Origin of the sequence: Myroides injenensis M09-0166, assembly GCF_000246945.1 — a bacterium.
Taxonomy (GTDB): Bacteria; Bacteroidota; Bacteroidia; order Flavobacteriales; family Flavobacteriaceae; genus Flavobacterium; species Flavobacterium injenense.
This window is the reverse complement of sequence record NZ_BAEX01000044.1, coordinates 1-18,223: the sequence shown is the minus strand read 5'-3', so window position 1 is coordinate 18,223 and position 18,223 is coordinate 1. Positions and strand designations below refer to the sequence as shown.

Annotated in this window: 20 protein-coding genes; 18 read left to right on the top strand and 2 right to left on the bottom strand. The window is 31.7% G+C overall.

The features are described 5' to 3' along the window. The first annotated feature begins 387 nt into the window (after positions 1–387). A complete protein-coding gene (locus RH98_RS08650; protein WP_010253087.1) occupies positions 388–1,509 on the top strand; it encodes an aspartyl protease family protein in 1,122 nt (373 codons plus the stop codon). Positions 1,510–1,784: 275 nt separating this feature from the next. Here the strand turns inward: RH98_RS08650 and rlmD are convergent, their stop codons facing one another. Beyond that, positions 1,785–3,197, bottom strand: a complete 1,413-nt coding sequence (rlmD, locus tag RH98_RS08645) for a 23S rRNA (uracil(1939)-C(5))-methyltransferase RlmD (RefSeq protein ID WP_010253084.1) — start codon at positions 3,195–3,197, stop codon at positions 1,785–1,787. Positions 3,198–4,282: 1,085 nt separating this feature from the next. Here rlmD and rocD point away from each other — a divergent pair. The 5 genes from rocD to RH98_RS08620 all read left to right on the top strand — a co-directional run bounded on the left by rocD (position 4,283) and on the right by RH98_RS08620 (position 7,977). Next, positions 4,283–5,524 (top strand): ornithine--oxo-acid transaminase, encoded by a 1,242-nt coding sequence (gene rocD / locus RH98_RS08640; RefSeq protein ID WP_010253081.1) that lies wholly within the window; start codon positions 4,283–4,285, stop codon positions 5,522–5,524. Positions 5,525–5,749: 225 nt separating this feature from the next. Continuing rightward, on the top strand, positions 5,750–6,010 hold the full coding sequence (locus tag RH98_RS08635) for a SemiSWEET family transporter (protein WP_010253078.1): 261 nt from the start codon (positions 5,750–5,752) through the stop codon (positions 6,008–6,010). A gap of 129 nt (positions 6,011–6,139) precedes the next feature. Next, on the top strand, positions 6,140–6,754 hold the full coding sequence (pncA, locus tag RH98_RS08630; RefSeq protein ID WP_010253076.1) for a bifunctional nicotinamidase/pyrazinamidase: 615 nt from the start codon (positions 6,140–6,142) through the stop codon (positions 6,752–6,754). Positions 6,755–6,762: 8 nt separating this feature from the next. Further along, a complete protein-coding gene (locus RH98_RS08625) occupies positions 6,763–7,317 on the top strand; it encodes a hypothetical protein (RefSeq protein WP_010253074.1) in 555 nt (184 codons plus the stop codon). A gap of 84 nt (positions 7,318–7,401) precedes the next feature. Further along, positions 7,402–7,977: an outer membrane beta-barrel protein gene (locus tag RH98_RS08620; RefSeq protein ID WP_010253072.1), complete on the top strand. Its 576-nt coding sequence runs from the start codon at positions 7,402–7,404 to the stop codon at positions 7,975–7,977. Positions 7,978–8,053: 76 nt separating this feature from the next. On the opposite strand, the gene RH98_RS08615 is transcribed toward RH98_RS08620, so the two are convergent. Next, positions 8,054–8,716 (bottom strand): thiamine diphosphokinase, encoded by a 663-nt coding sequence (locus RH98_RS08615; protein ID WP_010253069.1) that lies wholly within the window; start codon positions 8,714–8,716, stop codon positions 8,054–8,056. Between the two features lie 128 nt (positions 8,717–8,844). Between RH98_RS08615 and RH98_RS08610 the strand changes: the two genes are divergently transcribed. From RH98_RS08610 to ygiD, 12 genes are all read left to right on the top strand, one after another. Then, positions 8,845–9,153, top strand: a complete 309-nt coding sequence (locus tag RH98_RS08610; RefSeq protein ID WP_010253065.1) for a rhodanese-like domain-containing protein — start codon at positions 8,845–8,847, stop codon at positions 9,151–9,153. A gap of 171 nt (positions 9,154–9,324) precedes the next feature. Next, on the top strand, positions 9,325–10,203 hold the full coding sequence (locus tag RH98_RS08605; protein ID WP_010253063.1) for a diacylglycerol/lipid kinase family protein: 879 nt from the start codon (positions 9,325–9,327) through the stop codon (positions 10,201–10,203). A 112-nt stretch (positions 10,204–10,315) separates the two neighbouring features. Further along, complete coding sequence (lpdA, locus tag RH98_RS08600; RefSeq protein WP_010253060.1) at positions 10,316–11,719, top strand: dihydrolipoyl dehydrogenase; 1,404 nt, start codon at positions 10,316–10,318, stop codon at positions 11,717–11,719. 118 nt (positions 11,720–11,837) lie between these two features. Further along, positions 11,838–12,062 carry a hypothetical protein gene (locus tag RH98_RS15245; RefSeq protein WP_010253057.1) on the top strand — a complete coding sequence of 75 codons (225 nt, stop codon included), beginning with the start codon at positions 11,838–11,840 and terminating at the stop codon, positions 12,060–12,062. A gap of 43 nt (positions 12,063–12,105) precedes the next feature. Next, positions 12,106–12,438 carry a hypothetical protein gene (locus RH98_RS15240; protein WP_010253053.1) on the top strand — a complete coding sequence of 111 codons (333 nt, stop codon included), beginning with the start codon at positions 12,106–12,108 and terminating at the stop codon, positions 12,436–12,438. Between the two features lie 154 nt (positions 12,439–12,592). Further along, complete coding sequence (locus RH98_RS08590) at positions 12,593–12,991, top strand: hypothetical protein (RefSeq protein ID WP_010253050.1); 399 nt, start codon at positions 12,593–12,595, stop codon at positions 12,989–12,991. Next, the gene (locus tag RH98_RS08585; protein ID WP_010253048.1) at positions 12,991–13,521 is read left to right on the top strand and encodes a DNA-3-methyladenine glycosylase I; all 531 of its coding nucleotides are present in this window, start codon (positions 12,991–12,993) and stop codon (positions 13,519–13,521) included. Before RH98_RS08590 ends, RH98_RS08585 begins: the two co-directional genes overlap by 1 nt. Positions 13,522–13,711: 190 nt before the next feature. Then, positions 13,712–14,506, top strand: a complete 795-nt coding sequence (locus tag RH98_RS08580) for a HipA family kinase (protein ID WP_010253045.1) — start codon at positions 13,712–13,714, stop codon at positions 14,504–14,506. Continuing rightward, a complete protein-coding gene (locus RH98_RS08575; RefSeq protein ID WP_010253042.1) occupies positions 14,493–14,867 on the top strand; it encodes a DUF3037 domain-containing protein in 375 nt (124 codons plus the stop codon). The genes RH98_RS08580 and RH98_RS08575 overlap by 14 nt, the downstream gene beginning before the upstream one ends. 4 nt (positions 14,868–14,871) lie before the next feature. Then, positions 14,872–16,653 (top strand): TrkH family potassium uptake protein, encoded by a 1,782-nt coding sequence (locus RH98_RS08570; protein ID WP_010253039.1) that lies wholly within the window; start codon positions 14,872–14,874, stop codon positions 16,651–16,653. A 15-nt stretch (positions 16,654–16,668) separates the two neighbouring features. Continuing rightward, positions 16,669–17,352 (top strand): potassium channel family protein, encoded by a 684-nt coding sequence (locus RH98_RS08565; protein WP_010253036.1) that lies wholly within the window; start codon positions 16,669–16,671, stop codon positions 17,350–17,352. A gap of 12 nt (positions 17,353–17,364) precedes the next feature. Beyond that, complete coding sequence (gene ygiD, locus RH98_RS08560) at positions 17,365–18,201, top strand: 4,5-DOPA-extradiol-dioxygenase (RefSeq protein ID WP_010253034.1); 837 nt, start codon at positions 17,365–17,367, stop codon at positions 18,199–18,201. Positions 18,202–18,223 lie beyond the last annotated feature (22 nt).

Genomic DNA, 18,223 nt, shown 5'->3' with positions numbered 1-18,223 from the left:
ACACAGCACTTACTGAAAAAGGTCTTATCAATATGATAAGACCTTTTTTATTCTTTTGCGATTGTAATAAAAAGTTTGTGTAAGGATTTGGAATTACGACATTTGAAAGATAGTCATTATTTTACAATAAACGATATTAGAAAGTACATATTTAAGTAGCATTTATAAGGTGTATATAGTAAAACGAAAGAATTATATTAAATTATTTTGCTTTTTATATGTTTTATATAGATTGCCTTATATTAATTCAATAGTGTCAACTTGTGTCTGTGATTTATAATACTGTAACATCTTGTTTTAATAGTTAAATTTAATCTGTTTTTTAACATTAATCATATCATTTGTTTTAAAAGTAATTAAATTAGAGAAGATAAAAATGAAGTACTTATGATAAAGAATTTTTTCATTATTGTTATTTTATTGATGACGTATTTTACTGGTTTTACTCAGCCGATACGTCTGCCATACGACGATTCTTCTGGTTGGATGCTTGTAAATCTTAATATAAATGATCAAGCGATGGTATTTTTGTTTGATACGGGATGGGATGGACTAGCTATAAAAAGTAGTTTACTTCCACAATTTCGTGAGGGTAAGGAGATTGCGGTAGTAGATGCTAATAGAGTAGTAGCTGAAGTCACAACAATTCAAGTGGATAGCATGAAAGTTGGCAATTATACTTTCTATCATTTGCCTTTTACTGATTTAGAGTCATTCCCTATGATGAAAGATCCTATATTCAATTGCTATGGAATTGATGGTATTTTAGGAAATGTTATTTACCAAGATAAGATTCTTGAAATTAATCCTATTAAGAAAGAAATTCTTCTTCACGATATTACAGACGAATTATTAACTGAACTAGATAACAATCATTTCATTAAGGTAAACAATAGAAGTGAAGAACTAAGAACAAGAATCGTTATACCTGCAACAATTAATGGTCTTCGTACAAATTATTTAATGGATACAGGGGATAATGGTTACTTAACAGCAACCTTGACTCCAATTGCATTAAATAGATTATCACCTAATGATACAAACCGATATGTTACAGCGGGTAGTGTGGGAGCTTTTGGAATGGATGAGCGATTAAGTTATACTTTTATAAACAGAGATGCAGAGGTCGAGATAAGTGATTTGCTTTTGGAAAATGAAGAAGTATTATATAATAGTACTGATAAAGCTCATCAAATGGGGGTAGAGTTTATAAAACAGTTTTATCTGTTTTACAATCCAATTACAGGAATACTCTATCTAAAAAAAGTAAAAAAGTCAGAGGTACAATCAACTTTAGAGAAAGTAGGTTTTGGTATAGCCTTTATCGATGGAGATTACAGAATAGCTGCATTAAGTGAGTTTGAAGAAAACTTAAAACTTGGTGATAGGGTTATTGCTATTAATAATATACCAATGAGTGAATTATGTGGTTATAGAAAATATATTCAAGGATTAAGCAATAAACCAAAAATAAAAATAGAACGAAATGGAGTAGAGTTTGTATTCTAAATTTAGCATTTGCGAAAGCAAGCATATTCTGTAAATACAATTTTTGGAAGAAAATATTAAAAGTATTCTGCATAGAATTAAAACGGTATTATCAGAATTAAGTATATCGAATACTGCTAAAATTATTAAGCAAATGATAAACTGTAATATATAATAGATAAACACTCATAATACTTAAGCATTTAGCTTTTGGGATTAAACTGTAATCGCTTAAAAAGAAGATAATAATAAGTAAAAAGCCTTAAACAAATTCGTTTAAGGCTTTTCTATTTCTGTTACTTTAATTCTAGTAGTACAACGTTTTCTACGTGATGTGTCTGAGGGAACATATCCACAGGACGTACTTTAATCACTTTGTATTTTTCGTCCATTAAAGATAGGTCTCTTGCTTGAGTAGCAGAGTTACAACTTACATAAACAACTCTTTTTGGAGCAATTTTAAGTATCATATCCACTACATCTTTGTGCATTCCATCTCTAGGAGGGTCAGTGATAATTACATCTGGTTGTCCGTGCGTTTTAATGAAGTCATCATTAAATACGTTTTTCATATCTCCTACAAAGAAATCACAGTTGGTGATATTATTTCGCTCTGCATTAATTTTTGCATCTTCAATAGCTTCAGGCACTGCCTCTACACCGATGACTTTTTTAGCAGCTTTAGAAACAAACTGAGCAATTGTACCAGTTCCAGTATACAAGTCGTAAACTAGCTCATTACCAGTTAATCCAGCATATTCTCTAGTTATTTTATATAATTCGTAAGCTTGAGCAGAGTTAGTTTGATAGAAAGATTTAGCATTAATGCTAAATTTAAGTCCTTCCATTTCTTCCAAGATATAATCACGTCCTTTATATAGTACTACATCCTGGTCATAAATTGTATCATTTGCTTTTCCATTCACCACATATTGCAATGAGGTAATCATTGGGAAACGCTCTGCTAGAAAGTCTAATAAAAGTTCTCTTTTAGCTTTGTCATCATAGAAAAATTGGATAAGAACCATCACTTCACCAGTAGAAGCTGTTCTGATCATTAATGTTCTAAGAAGGCCTTCTTGCTCGCGAGGGTTAAAGAATGATAAGCCATTTTCATTTGCAAATCTTCTTATTTCATTACGAATATCGTTAGAAGGATCTTGTTGTAAATGACATTTTTTGATGTCTAAGATTTTATCCCACATTTTTGGAATGTGAAAACCTAAAGCATTTTCTTTTCCCATTTCTTCTCCACTAGCCACTTCCTCAGGAGTAAGCCATCTAGCATTAGAGAATGAAAATTCCATTTTATTGCGATAAAATAAAGTTTCTTCAGAACCAAGTATAGGTTCGAACTCAGGTAATTCAATTTTACCTATGCGCTTTAAGTTGTTGTAAACCTCTTGGTTTTTGTAAAATAGTTGTTGGCTATATTTCATATTTTGCCATTTACAACCACCACATGCTCCAAAGTGTTGACATACTGGTTCTATTCTATGGTCAGAAAGTTTGTGAAATTTTATTGCACGTCCTTCATAATAAGCTTTACGCTTTTTAACTGTCTGTACATCAATCACATCTCCCGGAACAACATTAGGAATAAATATAACCTTTCCGTCTGAAGCTTTAGCTACCGAAACGCCTTTTGCACCTGCATCAAGGACTTCTACGTTTTCGAATACGATTCTTTCTGTTCTTTTTCTTGTCATGCCGCAAAAATAGCTTAAAAACTCAATATTTAATCACTTTGAATATGATTTTGATTTGGTGTTATTTTATTGGTAATCAATGTATTGCTTTAATGTTGTGATATTTATAATAATTCTAATTAATAAAGAAGATATAATAGCTGTTTTCTAGTGAAATCCAACTAATATAAGGCGTAATTAGGTTGTATTTAATACATTGATATCTAAATCGTTGATAGTTAGGAGAATTAGAATTAGTACGAAATTCAATCCAATAGTAAGGTATAATCTTTACTTATGGTTTAATCTTACCTCTTATTTCATATTTGAATACTATATAAAATTCGCTATTAATAATTACGTAAACGGGGACTATACATAAAATCACTATACCTATTTACTTGCTGTATAAATAAGGACAAAAAATGAACTTTTTTTACCATTTATGCGATTTAGAATATTGTAAAAATCCTATGTTTACAAGGGTTAAGAGGTTATTTAAAAGTTAAATAGCAGTTTTGTTCGGGAACGCTTCGAGAATTGGTCGTGGGAGCATTGCAAAAAGGGAATATTCCCGAACAAGACTGCAACCGTCCTCGAACAACACTGGGACAAGACCAGAATGAAATGCTTAAAAATTAGAGAAAAGGGGGATTGTAAATTGACTTTTTTACAGTCAATTTAGAGGCGAAATACAGACTTTGATTTGTGTAATTTTGTTTGAGAAGAATCAGTTAGGACACTGATTAACAGTACAAAAGTACGATTTTTTTAGTTATTACGACTATTCGTTTTTACAATATTAGTTAAGTAGAGTATTTAATTTGATTAAGTAATATAGTTATCAATGATAAGTTTTATTGATAGTAAGCAAGTATTTAATTGTAATGTGAAATATGTATAGGATAATGTATTGCTTAATTGTGGTAACTTACTGTAGAAATGTTAACATATTAAACTTTATTTTGTATTTAATTGATTTAAAGTGTGATTAGTTGTTATAATTGTGTTATTTGCTATGATTGCGATGCTATATCCATTTATATTACATTAAATTTAATTATATTGCGTAAAATAAGTTTGAACACTAAAAATTTTATTATACAATGTCACAACAACTTACTTCAGCACAAGCTATAGAATTAGAGAATAAATATGGAGCGCATAATTATCACCCACTACCAGTAGTTTTATCTAAAGGAGAGGGAGTATATGTATGGGACGTAGAAGGAAAGAAATACTATGATTTTTTATCTGCTTATTCAGCGGTAAATCAAGGTCATTGTCACCCAGCAATTACGAAAGCTATTACTGATCAAGCAAATACTTTAATGCTTACATCTAGAGCTTTTTACAATGATAAATTAGGGACTTACGAAGAGAAAATTACTAATCTTTTTGGATTCGATAAAGTATTACCTATGAACTCAGGAGCTGAAGCAGTAGAGACAGCTCTAAAATTAGCTAGAAAATGGGCTTATGAGAAAAAAGGGGTAGCTGAGAATCAAGCAAAAATAATTGTTTGTGAGAATAACTTCCACGGAAGAACAACTACAATTATTTCATTTTCAAATGATCCAGATGCACGTAAAAACTATGGTCCTTACACAGATGGTTTTATAAGAGTAGAATATAATAATATTGATGCCCTTAAAGAAGTATTAGAAAAAGATAGCAAAAATATAGCAGCGTTTTTAGTAGAGCCGATTCAGGGAGAAGCTGGTGTATATGTACCAGATGCTGGATATTTAGCAGAAGCAAAAGCATTATGTGAGAAATATAATGTATTATTCATTGCTGATGAAGTACAAACAGGTATTGCTAGAACAGGTAAGATGCTAGCTATTGATCACGAAAATGTAAAAGCGGATATATTAGTGTTAGGGAAAGCGCTTTCTGGAGGAGCATATCCTATTTCTGCTGTATTGGCAAATGATGATGTAATGAACGTAATTAAGCCTGGTCAGCATGGATCTACGTTTGGTGGTAATCCTATGGCAGCAGCTGTAGCAATTGCGGCACTAGATGTAGTTTTAGATGAAAAACTAGCAGATAACGCGCAAAAATTAGGAGAGCTTTTCAGAAGTGAATTGAATAAATATATTGCGAATAGCAATATTTGTACAATGGTTAGAGGAAAAGGGCTTCTTAATGCTATTTTGATTAATGATACAGAAGATAGTGATACAGCGTGGAATATTTGTTTAAAGCTACGCGACAATGGTTTGTTAGCTAAACCTACTCACGGTAATATTATTCGTTTTGCACCACCTTTAGTAATGAATGAAGAACAATTATTAGATTGTGTACGCATCATTACTGATACGCTAAAAGAATTCGAAAGATAGAAAGTTATCAAACAGATTAACGTAAAAGGACTCATGTATACTAAGTTATATGAGTCCTTTTTGTGTTTTTTTACTATAGTAAATATTCTAAACAAGCAGTCTTATAATTGTAAAATGCTTATTTTTAACGTATTGTTCTGTTATTACTCTTTTTGTAGATAATTAAAAACAGTATCAATTCTATGTTTATTAATTAGTTAAGTGAATCTTTTATAAGTCATTTATATGGATACTAAATTTATTAGAGTACTGGGTATCGTAGCTACGATAATGTCTATCGCTATGTATGTTTCTTATATTCCCCAGATTATTGGAAATATAAGAGGAGACAAAGGAGATTATATACAGCCACTTGTTGCTGCAATCAATTGTAGTTTATGGGTTACTTATGGTGCTAAGCGAAAAGATTGGCCTTTGGCTGCAGCCAATATGCCTGGCATATTGTTTGGATTAATAGCTTGCTTTACAGCTTTATATAATTTCTAGTAAGTGAGTCATATTTTGAATAATAGATAAGCAGTCTTGCGAGCTACAAAATATAAGGCTGCAATGAAAGTATTTCATTATTTTTGTCAATAAGTGAGAAATAAATATTCATTAATAAAAAGATAGTATATGAAAGCTTTATTAGTAGTCGATTTACAAAATGATTTTCTTCCTGGCGGAAGCTTAGCAGTAGCAGATGGAGATCAGATTATAGAAGTTATTAATACTATACAATCAAAATTCGATATCATTATAGCCACTCAAGATTGGCATCCATTTGATCATAAAAGTTTTGCAAGTCAGCACCCAAATAATAGTGTATTTGATGAAGTAGATTTAAATGGGTTACCTCAAGTCCTATGGCCAGATCATTGTGTACAAGGGACAAAAGGCGCACAATTTACTGATATATGGGATAGTAGAAGAGTAGAAGCCATTTTTAGAAAAGGAATGGACAAAGAAGTAGATTCCTATAGCGGTTTATTTGACAATGGTAAACGCAACAGCACTGGACTTTTGGGATACTTAAAAGAGAAAGATATAACAGAAGTATATGTTTGCGGATTAGCAGCTGAGTTTTGTGTTTACTATACAGCGAAAGACTTAGCAGATGCTGGTATTACTACTTATTTTCTGAATTTTGCAACTAAGCCTATTTCAGAGGACGGTTTAGAAGCGGCTAAAAAAATATTAAAAACGGCTAAAGTTTCTATTTTAGAGTCGGAAAAAGAATTAGAATTTTAGAAAATAACATGAAAATATACCATAAGAATAATTTTTTTAAACATACTTTTTGTGAGTGGAAAGAGATTCCTCTTTCATTTATAGAAGGAAAAAAAGCAAACCATAAGAGCAAAGCGGGAAGTCAATATTACTTTGACGAAGAAGGAGTAGCGCGATACTCAAATCATTGGGGCAGAGCGGCTAACTGTAGATGGCGTTTGTTGTCAAATAATAAAAATGGCAATGGCTATTACTTAGGATATGCGAAGTGGTCTGACTTTTTTCCCAATAATGAAAATGAGCGTTTATACGCTATCATTTATAATAAAGAAGATAATTATGTGACTTTTCAGCACAAGGGTTGTCTTAATGACGTTGACACAGTATTTAGAACTGCAGAAGAAACAGGAAAGAGGATTTCTAAAATAAAAGAAATATTGAGTACTGATAGTTGGTTCAAGTACTTTGAAAATATTGAAATAGAAGAGGCAAGAGAGTTTTTAGTAAAAAGTATGATTTTTACGAATGAGGACTTTAATACTCTTAGAAAACGATTGTTTAATTTATCAAAAGAAAAAAAATAGTTTTAAATTTTTATTTTTTTTGTAAATTTGATTACACGCTAGAAAAAAGAGAAGTGTGATTAAATCTAATTAACATTTTGAATTATGAAAAAAATTACATTATTAGCTGCTTTATTAGTAGGAGGTTTAGTAAGTGCAAATGCACAAAAAATTGATACTCCTCAGTTATCTGCAAAAGTTGGAACTACTCCAATCAAACAAGGTAACTGGATTGTAGGGGGTGCTTTAGGATCTACTGGATACAGTTTTGAAGAAGAAAGTTTTAATATTAATATTTCGCCAAGAGCTGGATACTTTATTTCTGATGGTATTGCTGTAGGTCTTGAGTTAGGTGCTGGATTACAGACTGTAAAAGACGGAGACAATGTTTGGAATTATAAAGTAATGCCATTTGCTCGTTATTATTTCCCAGAAGGGGCTAGCGAAACTGGACGTTTCTTTGGACAAGGAAGTATTGGTATTTCTGGAGCTGATATTGCAGGAGAAAGTGATACTTCTTTTGCATTCGCAATCAATGCTGGTTACTCTCACTTCGTGAGTCGTAACGTAGCTTTAGAAGCTATTGTAGGATATAACTATAGTAAATCAAACCAAGCAAATGCTTCTTCTCAAAATGGATTAGGTATTGCATTTGGTTTCCAAATTTTCTTAGGAAAATAATATTTAGATTAAATAGATTTTTTTTTAAAGCCAGACTGAAAAGTCTGGCTTTTTATATTGTAAAGGTTTTGTAAGATTAATCGTGACATTCCATCATTAATAAATCTCCTTGGTCATAAGTGATAGAAACAATCCCATCCTCTGATACTGAATTACTACTTCCTGTGCGATAGCCTATAGTTAGGCTTTCATTATTAAGTGGATATAGTAGATTTGTAGAGACTATTCCAGTAACTGTTCCCACTGGAATTAATGATATTATAGTATCTTTTTCATACCATTTTTTGAATTGATTAGGAATTCGATAGATTTTTGAATAATCATCTAAGACTACTATTTTAAGTTTATCTTTATATCGAACGATATTAGTAATATTAGTAATAGTATGGTCTGCACGCTTACCAGTAGCCCAAACTACATTGGCAGCCGGAATATTTCGCTCTACTAAATAGTTAAATGCTTTTTCTAAATCAGTGCTATCTTGATCTGAGATATGTACTACTTCCATAGGATATTGTTGTTCGGCATAATAATATGGATCAAAGTCTCTATCAAAATCTCCGATAAGAACATCTACTTTAATACCTAATTCTAGTACGCGTTCTATTGCTGAATCAAGAACTACTACAAGTGGCGACCATTCTAATAACTGTCCTAAAAGTTCGTCGCTACAACTAGCGCCATTTGCAATAATCAAGGCAGGCTCTTGATCATCTCTAACTATATGATGTGATGACATTTCTTTTTGTTTAGATTACAAAATAAAGAAATACCTATTATAAAAGCGTTATTTTTTTGATAAAAAGTATTCTTTGTCCCATGTATATGCTTTATATTTGACAACGTAACACAAAAACAACAATAATCATGATGAATTTATCACAAGAACAGTGGTGGGAACAATATCAAGAAAATCCTGATGCTGTTATACTTGACGTTCGTACAGAGGAAGAAGTAGAAGAAAAAGCTATACCAAATTCAATTAATATTGATATTTATAGAGGACAAGGTTTCTTGGATGATGTTGAAAAACTTGATAAATCTAAGCATTACTTCGTTTACTGTAAAGCAGGAGGAAGAAGTAATCAAGCTTGTTTATTAATGGAACAACTTGGTTTTGAGAATACTTTTAATTTATTAGGAGGTATCACAGAGTGGGAAGGTCCTACAATCTAATATAAGGGTCAACTTAGGTTGGCTCTTTTTTGTATTCTATAGTTTCCATCTTTAGTAAAGTGTCTTGCTTTTTATTATAAATTTTTAGGCAATTCCTTTAAAAAAGCCTTTGTATATTTGTGTTCACAATATTTAAATTAAAAACCTTTAGGTAAGGTCTATTGATATTTTATGGTTAAAATTCATTTTATAGTAAATCCAATTTCAGGTAAGGGAAAACACAATATTACATTAGAATATGTTAAAGGTTTTTTTGATGAAAAGAACTATGATGTAGCTCTTTCTTATTCAACTTACAAAAAACATGCTGTAAAATTAACACAACAAGCAATTGAGAGTGGAGCGAATATTGTGGTAGCTTGTGGAGGAGACGGAACTATACATGAGGTTGCTACTGAATTAGTAGGAAAAGATATATTGTTTGGCGTAGTGCCAGTTGGTTCAGGAAATGGATTAGCATCTAATTTATCAATTCCTAAAGATATTGAACAAGCAATATTGAAAGTGAGAGATGGAGAAGAAGTTAAGATGGATGTAGGTGCAGTAAATGGTGATTACTTTTTTAGTAATATGGGCTTTGGTATTGATGCCACAATTATCGATAATTATGAAAAATCTGGTAAGCGCAAATTAGGAGCATATATAAAAGCAGCTTTAAATTCTGCACAGCAATATCAAGCTAAAAGAATGCGCGTAACTGCAAACGGTGAGACAAAGGAGGTTAACCCTCTGTTATTGTTCATTTCTAATAGTAATGAAATGGGATACAATATGTCGCTAACGCCAAAAGCTAGTTTGACAGATGGATTGATTGATTATCTAATGGTTCCTAAAATAAATTTATTAAAACAATTGACCTTTGGGTTGTATGTTTTGCTTAAGAAAACAGAGAAGTTTAGAAAAACAGATTATTTTCAAGCAAGTGAGATAATGGTTGAAATTCCAGATCACAGTATAAATGGGATTCAGATGGATGGTGAATATTATGAATATGAAACAAATACATTCAAAATTGAAGTTTTAAAAGGAGCTTTAAGAGTATTGTCATAAAGAGAAAAAGGAAGATTATTAATTAACAAAGTTTCGGTATAAGTTTTACTAAACTTATATAAAAATCGTAACTTTGTATTTCGTATATAAACAACAAATAATAAAAAATATTATGAATTCATTTGACGTAGTTGTAATTGGTTCAGGACCTGGAGGATATGTGTCTGCTATTCGTTGTGCACAATTAGGATTTAAAACTGCTATTATAGAGAAATACTCTACATTAGGAGGAACTTGCTTAAACGTAGGTTGTATTCCATCAAAAGCATTATTATCATCGACTCATCACGTTGAAGAGATGAAACATTTTGCTGATCATGGTATTGAACTTCAAGGAGAAGCTAAAATTGATTTAGCGAAGATGATTGAACGCAAACAAGCTGTAGTAGATCAAACTTGTGCGGGAGTAAAATACTTGATGGATAAAAACAAGATCACTGTATTTGAAGGTGTTGGATCGTTTGAAAATGCAACTACAATTAATGTAACTAAAAACGATGGATCAGTTGAGACAATTGAAGCAAAAAATACAATTATTGCTACAGGGTCAAAACCATCTACATTGCCATTCATTACATTAGATAAAGAAAGAATCATTACTTCAACAGAAGCTTTAAAATTACCTGAGATACCAAAACACCTTATCATTATTGGAGGAGGAGTTATTGGACTTGAATTAGGTCAAGTTTATTTAAGATTAGGATCGCAAGTAAGCGTTGTAGAATATGCAGATCGTATTTTACCTACAATGGATGGAGCTGTTTCTAAAGAGTTGACTAAAGTGCTTAAAAAACAAGGTGTTAAATTCTATACATCTCATAAAGTACAAGGAGTAGAAAGAGTTGGAGATTTAGTAAAAGTTACTGCTGAAGATAAAAAAGGAGAACTTGTAACATTAGAAGGAGATTATGCTTTAGTGGCTGTAGGTCGTCGTCCTTACACACAAGGGTTAGATTTAGATAAAGCTGGTGTTAAAGTAAATGAGAGAGGACAAATTGAAGTAAACGATCATTTACAAACTACAACTCCTAATATCTATGCAATTGGTGATGTTATCCGTGGAGCAATGTTAGCTCACAAATCAGAAGAAGAAGGAGTATTAGTTGCTGAATATTTAGCAGGACAAAAACCACATATTGATTATAACTTGATCCCAGGTGTAGTTTACACATGGCCAGAGGTTGCGTCTGTTGGAAAAACAGAAGAACAATTAAAAGAAGCTGGTGTAGAGTATAAAGCTGGTAGTTTCCCATTTAAAGCTTTAGGTAGAGCTAGAGCAAGTGCAGATACAGATGGATTCGTTAAAATATTAGCTGATAAAAATACAGATGAGATTTTAGGTATACATATGGTAGGAGCTCGTGCAGCAGACTTAATTGCAGAAGCAGTTGTAGCAATGGAATACAGAGCATCGGCTGAAGATTTAGCTAGAATGTCTCATGCTCACCCTACTTTTGCAGAAGCTATCAAAGAAGCAGCATTAGCAGCAACTGACAATAGATCATTACACGTATAAGTAGAGATACTTAATTCGATAGTAAAAGCCCATATTTTATAAGTATGGGCTTTTTTTGTTGCATATATAAATCTTTTTTCTAAATTTGGATTAACAATTAATTAACAAAACGTAATTTATGAAAAAAGTAATTCTTTCTTTTCTAATGATAGGGAGCTTAATATCATGTTCTAGTGATGATAATAAGAATGAAAATGTTGATCCAATCTTTTCGCAAGAATATACACCTTTGAAAGATTTGAGTGAATTAGCCGCTGGTAAATATCAGTATGTAGGTAATAAGATAGGTGATCAGAAAGTGGGTATCATTAGTCAGGAAGACACTTCTTGCAAAAAAAAATGATTTCCTTAATGTAAATAAATCTGAAAGTAAGGAATTAGTCTCTATGACTTATGGGAATTATAATTTGGAGCAAACAAATAATAAGAAGGAATGTAAGCTGATCTGGGAATACCCACGAATAATTAAAGATATTCAATTAAAGTCTGCTGGAATAATTAATGTCGATGTAATCGATGAGTATAACAGACCACTAACTGAAACGGAAAAAGAACAATATCCAGGAAAAGAATCTATTATAGATTATAAAGTTCATTTCAGAGGAGATTTAGAAATTGGTTTTCAGGCTGGCTACTTAAGACTTGAAGATGAAATATCTAATTATTCAAAAGGATCTCAGATAAGTGGAAAGTCTTATTTATATTTCAAAAAGCAATAGATAAAATTCTTGAAACCTACAGTTAGATTGCTATAAATACTAACAATTTATTGGGTATTTTATTAGTTTATAATTCTTAGATTTGTTTTTCAATGCTAAAATAAACTAGGTCAATATAAGTGTGACTTAGAAAAAATAGAAAACAATAAGATTTATGATATCATATAATAAAGAGAGTAAACAATTAGAAATTAATGATAACTATAAGGGAAGGTTGCAATCGTCAAGAATTATGTCTTCTCTTATTTTAATTATGGCAATACTTAAGCTATACTTAGCAAACTGGAATCAACCAAGAGAAATGGATTATGTATTTTGTATTATTGCTGCAGTATTTGCTTATTTGTGTTTTAAGAGCTTTTTTAAAAATACAGCAATCGATAAAATAGATAAGACCTCAATTAAGTTTGTGAAGATGCCAAGGTTATTGGCTACTAAAGCTACTATTAAACTTACAAACGGTAAGAATCGAGATGTTTTTGGTTTAAAGACACAAGCTTCTAAGGATAGCTTTAAAAAAGTTTTGTCAGATGCTAAAATACAGGTAATCTAATGTCTTATTGTGAATTTGTAAATGCATTAGAAGAGGGAACAGATAACCCTAATAAATATTATCATGATTATGAATATGGTTTCCCATTAGAGGATGATAATGAATTATTTGAGCGCTTAGTTCTTGAGATCAATCAAGCTGGTTTAAGTTGGACAACTATTTTAAAGAAAAGAGATAACTTCCGAAAAGCATTTGACAATTTTGATATTCAAAAAGTAGCGCACTATCAAGATGATAAAATAGAAGAACTCTTAAGTGATGCTGGTATTATTAGAAATAAGCTCAAGATTAACGCAGCTATATATAATGCTAATAGTATTATCGCATTACAGAAAGAGTATGGATCATTTAAAGAATGGTTGGCTATTCAGAATTTTGAATCTATAGAGCAAGCGGTAAAACTGTTTAAGAAGCACTTTAAGTTTGTAGGAGGAGAGATAGTAAATGAATTCTTGATGAGTACAGGGTATTTGCCAGGAGCACATGATGAGAGTTGTAAAATAAATAAGGAACTATTGAAAAATAGTTAGGCGATATTAAAACTATCAGGTTAAAAAACTTAAGAAAAGGCTATTTCTGAAAATGGAATAGCCTTTTCTTATTTAATTTGGTAAAAAGGTATCATTATTGTAGTTGTTTAAAAACTTTAACGAGCTTTCTTTTTTCTCTGGGAGTTTTTTAGTTAATATTGTAGCTTAGTTTTATTTAAATAATAGAAGAATGAGTAATACTCTGCCACTTAGGACAGTAACGGTTACACGCTATATCACACCTTTGCGAGAAGGAGGGTCTTTGCCTGCTTTAGCAGAGGCAAATGACGGTTTTAAGTATGTATTAAAGTTTAGAGGTGCTGGTCATGGAGTGAAAGCTTTAATTGCTGAACTATTAGGAGGATTGATTGCTGATAAATTAGGTCTATTAGTACCTGAACTGGTATTTGCAGAACTAGGAGAAGAGTTTGGTCGTACAGAAGCTGACGAAGAGATACAAGACTTGTTGCAGTTTAGTAAGGGATTAAATCTCGCTTTGCATTTCTTATCAGGGGCGTTGACATTTGATCCTGCAGCAGAGGATATCTATTCTTTATTAGCCTCAAAGATTGTATGGCTAGATGCTTTTATTACAAATGTAGATAGAACGTTTAGGAATACTAATATGCTTATTTGGCATAAAGAGTTATGGCTGATTGATCATGGTGCTTCTTTTTACTTTCATCATTCTTTTACTAATTGGGAGAAAAGTGCTTTGACACCTTTTAGTTTTATTAAGGATCATGTATTGCTACCGCAAGCTAGTAAATTAGATCAGGTTAATGATGAGTTCAAAAAAGTATTAACGCCAGAGGTATTAGCTGAAATAGTAAATCAATTACCAGATACATGGCTAGAGTGGGAGGAAAGTGATCTTTCTCCACAAGAGATAAGAGATATTTATCTAGCTTTTTTAATGAAGCGACTGGAGAATTCAGATATTTTTGTAAATGAAGCTAAAAAACTGAGAGATGCAAGTGTATGAGTATGCAGTAATTCGTTTTGTTCCTAAAGTAGAGCGAGAGGAATTTATAAATATCGGATTATTGTTATTTAGCAAGTCAAAAAGAATGCTATTATCTAGAGTTTATTTGAATGAAGAGAAAATAAAAAGCTTCGAAAGCGAAGTAGATTACAGCACTCTAGTGAAGTATGCAAAAGCATTTGAGCAAATTGCAAATGGACAGAAATGTAATAATCCTATTTCAACGCTTGAAGTATCTGAGCGATTTAGATGGTTAAGTGCTGTTAAAAGTTCGTGTATTCAGACTTCTAGGCCTCACCCAGGTCTAGCTTTAAATATGGAAGATGAATTTGAAAAACTCTTTGTAGAACTAGTATTATAATTAAATGCCATTATATCGATTCAGAGATAGTGTTATCATTAAAATTAAGCAAATTCTGCTTAGATTGCCTTTTGCAATAAGTTTTCTAACACTTTTTATTTTATTATATGATTTAGGATTTAATACACTAAATGATTATCAAGTAACATTAAACAATATTTATATTGTTTGTTTGTCTATAGGTATGCTTACTATCATTAGTAGATATATAGATAAAGATCATCACAATAGTATTGGGGTAAGAGTCTTCGATATTTTTAGTGTTATTTTATTCCTGCTCTTAATAGTTTTTCGCTGGAACTCAGAGCAAGTAACTCACTTCTACGACAGTAATGCAGTGATATTCTTTGCTGTATTCTTAATGTTAGTAAGAGAGTTTTCAATGCTCCAGTTAAATCTTAATAAAACAAGATTAAATCCAGCACAGCTTTTTATTGCTAGTTTTTTATTAATCATATTTATAGGAGCATTTATGCTCTCATTTCCCAAGGCAACTATTACACCAGGTAGCCTTCGATATATAGATGCCTTATTTACAGCTACCAGTTCTGTATGTGTGACAGGGTTATCTACTGTGGATATAGGGACTGAGTTTACCTTATTTGGGAAGACTGTCATGATATTCTTAATGGAATGTGGTGGATTGGGAATCATGACTATTGCTAGTTACTTTAGTTACTTCTTTAGAGGTAAGACCTCATATGGCAATCAATTAGTTATGAAAAATATGTCTTCTATAGATAAATTAGGAGATGTATTTGCTACTCTAAAACGCATTATAATCATATCTGGAATCATTCAATTTTTAGGAATGATAGGAATTTTTATTACTATAAGACATCAAGAATTTAATTCTTTGTTCGATAGAGTATTTTTCTCTATTTTTCATGGGGTGTCTGCTTTTTGTAATGCTGGGTTTTCTACCCTCCCAGATAACCTTTATACGATTGAATATCGCTATAATTATCCATTACATTTGATAATAGCAGGATTATTTATACTTGGTGGTCTTGGTTTTCCAATTGTTTTTAATATTTATATGTATGTAAAACATTTGATTGTAAATAGATTACTCCCTTTTAGTTTCAAAGAAGAAAGTCTATATGTACCTAGGGTTATTAATTTGAGTACACGTATTATATTAATTACTACAGGTATTTTAATCGTAGGAGGTACTTTATTAATATATGTATTTGAAAAAGATAGCGCATTAGCTGAACACGAAGGAATTGGTAAAGTAATAACAGCGTTTTTTACTGCTACTTCGCCTAGGACAGCGGGATTTGCCACAGTTGATGGAGGTCTTTTTAGTATTTCAACCTTCTTGTTAATCATGCTTTTAATGTGGATTGGAGCTTCGCCAATATCAACGGGAGGAGGGATTAAGACTAGTACATTTGCCATTGCACTTCTCAATGTATGGACATTAGCAAAAGGGAAATCAAAGATTGAAGTTTATAGAAGACAAATAGATGATGTGTCAGTTCAACGTGCCTTTGCAATTATAATGCTATCATTATTTGTAATTGGAGTAGCTATCTTTGCATTGTCTTATTTTGAACCTAAAATGAATTTAATTCACTTGGCTTACGAAGCTTTCTCTGCTTATAGTACCGCTGGACTAAGTGCAGGTATTACGGGTAAATTAACTGATCCTAGTAAAGTTACAATTATATTAGTAATGTTTATAGGAAGGGTAAGTATGTTAACTATCTTGATTGCAATGACTAGAAAAGATAAATTCAATAATTATAGTTATCCAAAAGAAGAAATATTAATCAATTAATCTAACAAATAGAATATGAAATATATAATCATAGGTTTGGGAAATTTCGGTGCCTCATTAGCACAAAAATTGACTGAACAAGGAAATGAAGTTATTGGTATTGATAAGAATATGGCTAGAGTCGATTCTTATAAAGACAAGATTTCACATACTATCTGTTTAGATTCTACTGATCAGTATATAATGGCTGGGCTTCCTCTTGCTAATACAGATATTGTAATTGTAGCAATAGGTGAGGATCAAGGGGCAAATATTATGACTACTGCAGTATTAAAAAACTTGAATGCTAAGCGATTAATTAGTCGCGCTATTACACCTTTGCATGAAAATGTTTTACAAGCAATAGGGGTAGATGAAATAGTACATCCTGAAGAAGAAACAGCGGAACGTTGGGCGAAAAAACTTTGTATAAAAGGGGTAGTAGATTCATATGAGATTAATGGACGATATAGTATTGTAGAGATTACAGTATCTGATCGTTTTGCGGGGCGTACTATTGGTGAAATAGCATTTAGAACAAACTATAATCTTGTAGTCCTTACTACGCTAAAAGTAAGAGAGGAAAAGAGTTTCTTAGGATCTCATAAAAAAGTACACGATGTACAAGGAATTGCTAATTATGATACTGTACTTAATAAAGGTGATATTATGGTGGTCTATGGTGATAATAGAGACATTAAAAAAATACTAGCAGAATAATTTATATTGAATATGGTTCATCAGGTTAATAATGCAATTAATGACTTACTCAAGCATGACAATACAGGCTATAGAATGCCTGTTCTGTTTATTGGTCATGGATCTCCAATGAATGCTATTGAGAATAATGAGTTTTCAAGGTATTGGGAGCGACTAGGGCAAAGTTTACCTAAGCCAAGGGCTATTGTGGTTGTGTCTGCGCATTGGTTAACCAGAGGGACTTTTGTAACAGCTGCAGAGCAGCCAATAACTATCCATGATTTTGGTGGGTTTCCACAAGAATTATTCGATGTGCAATATCCTTGTGATGGTGCGCCTAATTTGGCTGTAGAAACGCAACATTTAATCACTTCTACTGATGTTCATGAAGATTTAGAATGGGGATTAGATCACGGTAGCTGGTCTATTTTAAGACGGATGTATCCCGATGCAAATATTCCTGTTATTCAACTTAGTATTGATTATTACCAATCAGGAGATTTTCATTATAAAATAGGTCAAGAGATAGCTGCATTGAGAAATAAAGGAGTTCTTATTATAGGTAGTGGTAATATAGTCCATAATTTACGACAAGTAGATTGGGCTAGGATAACAGAAGATAATTACGGGTATGATTGGGCAAAAGAGAGTAATTCTCTTATTACTCGAAGTGTTTTGGAGCGAGATAATAAATCGTTGATTAATTATCGATTAATGGGAGAAGCTACACACTTGGCAGTACCAACACCAGATCACTATTATCCTCTATTATATGTCTTAGGTGCTTCAAATAGCAATGATCAAATAACGATATTTAATGATAAGTTTGTTGGTGGTTCACTGAGTATGACATCCTATATTTTTCATTAAGAAGATTTTAAATAAGAAAAAA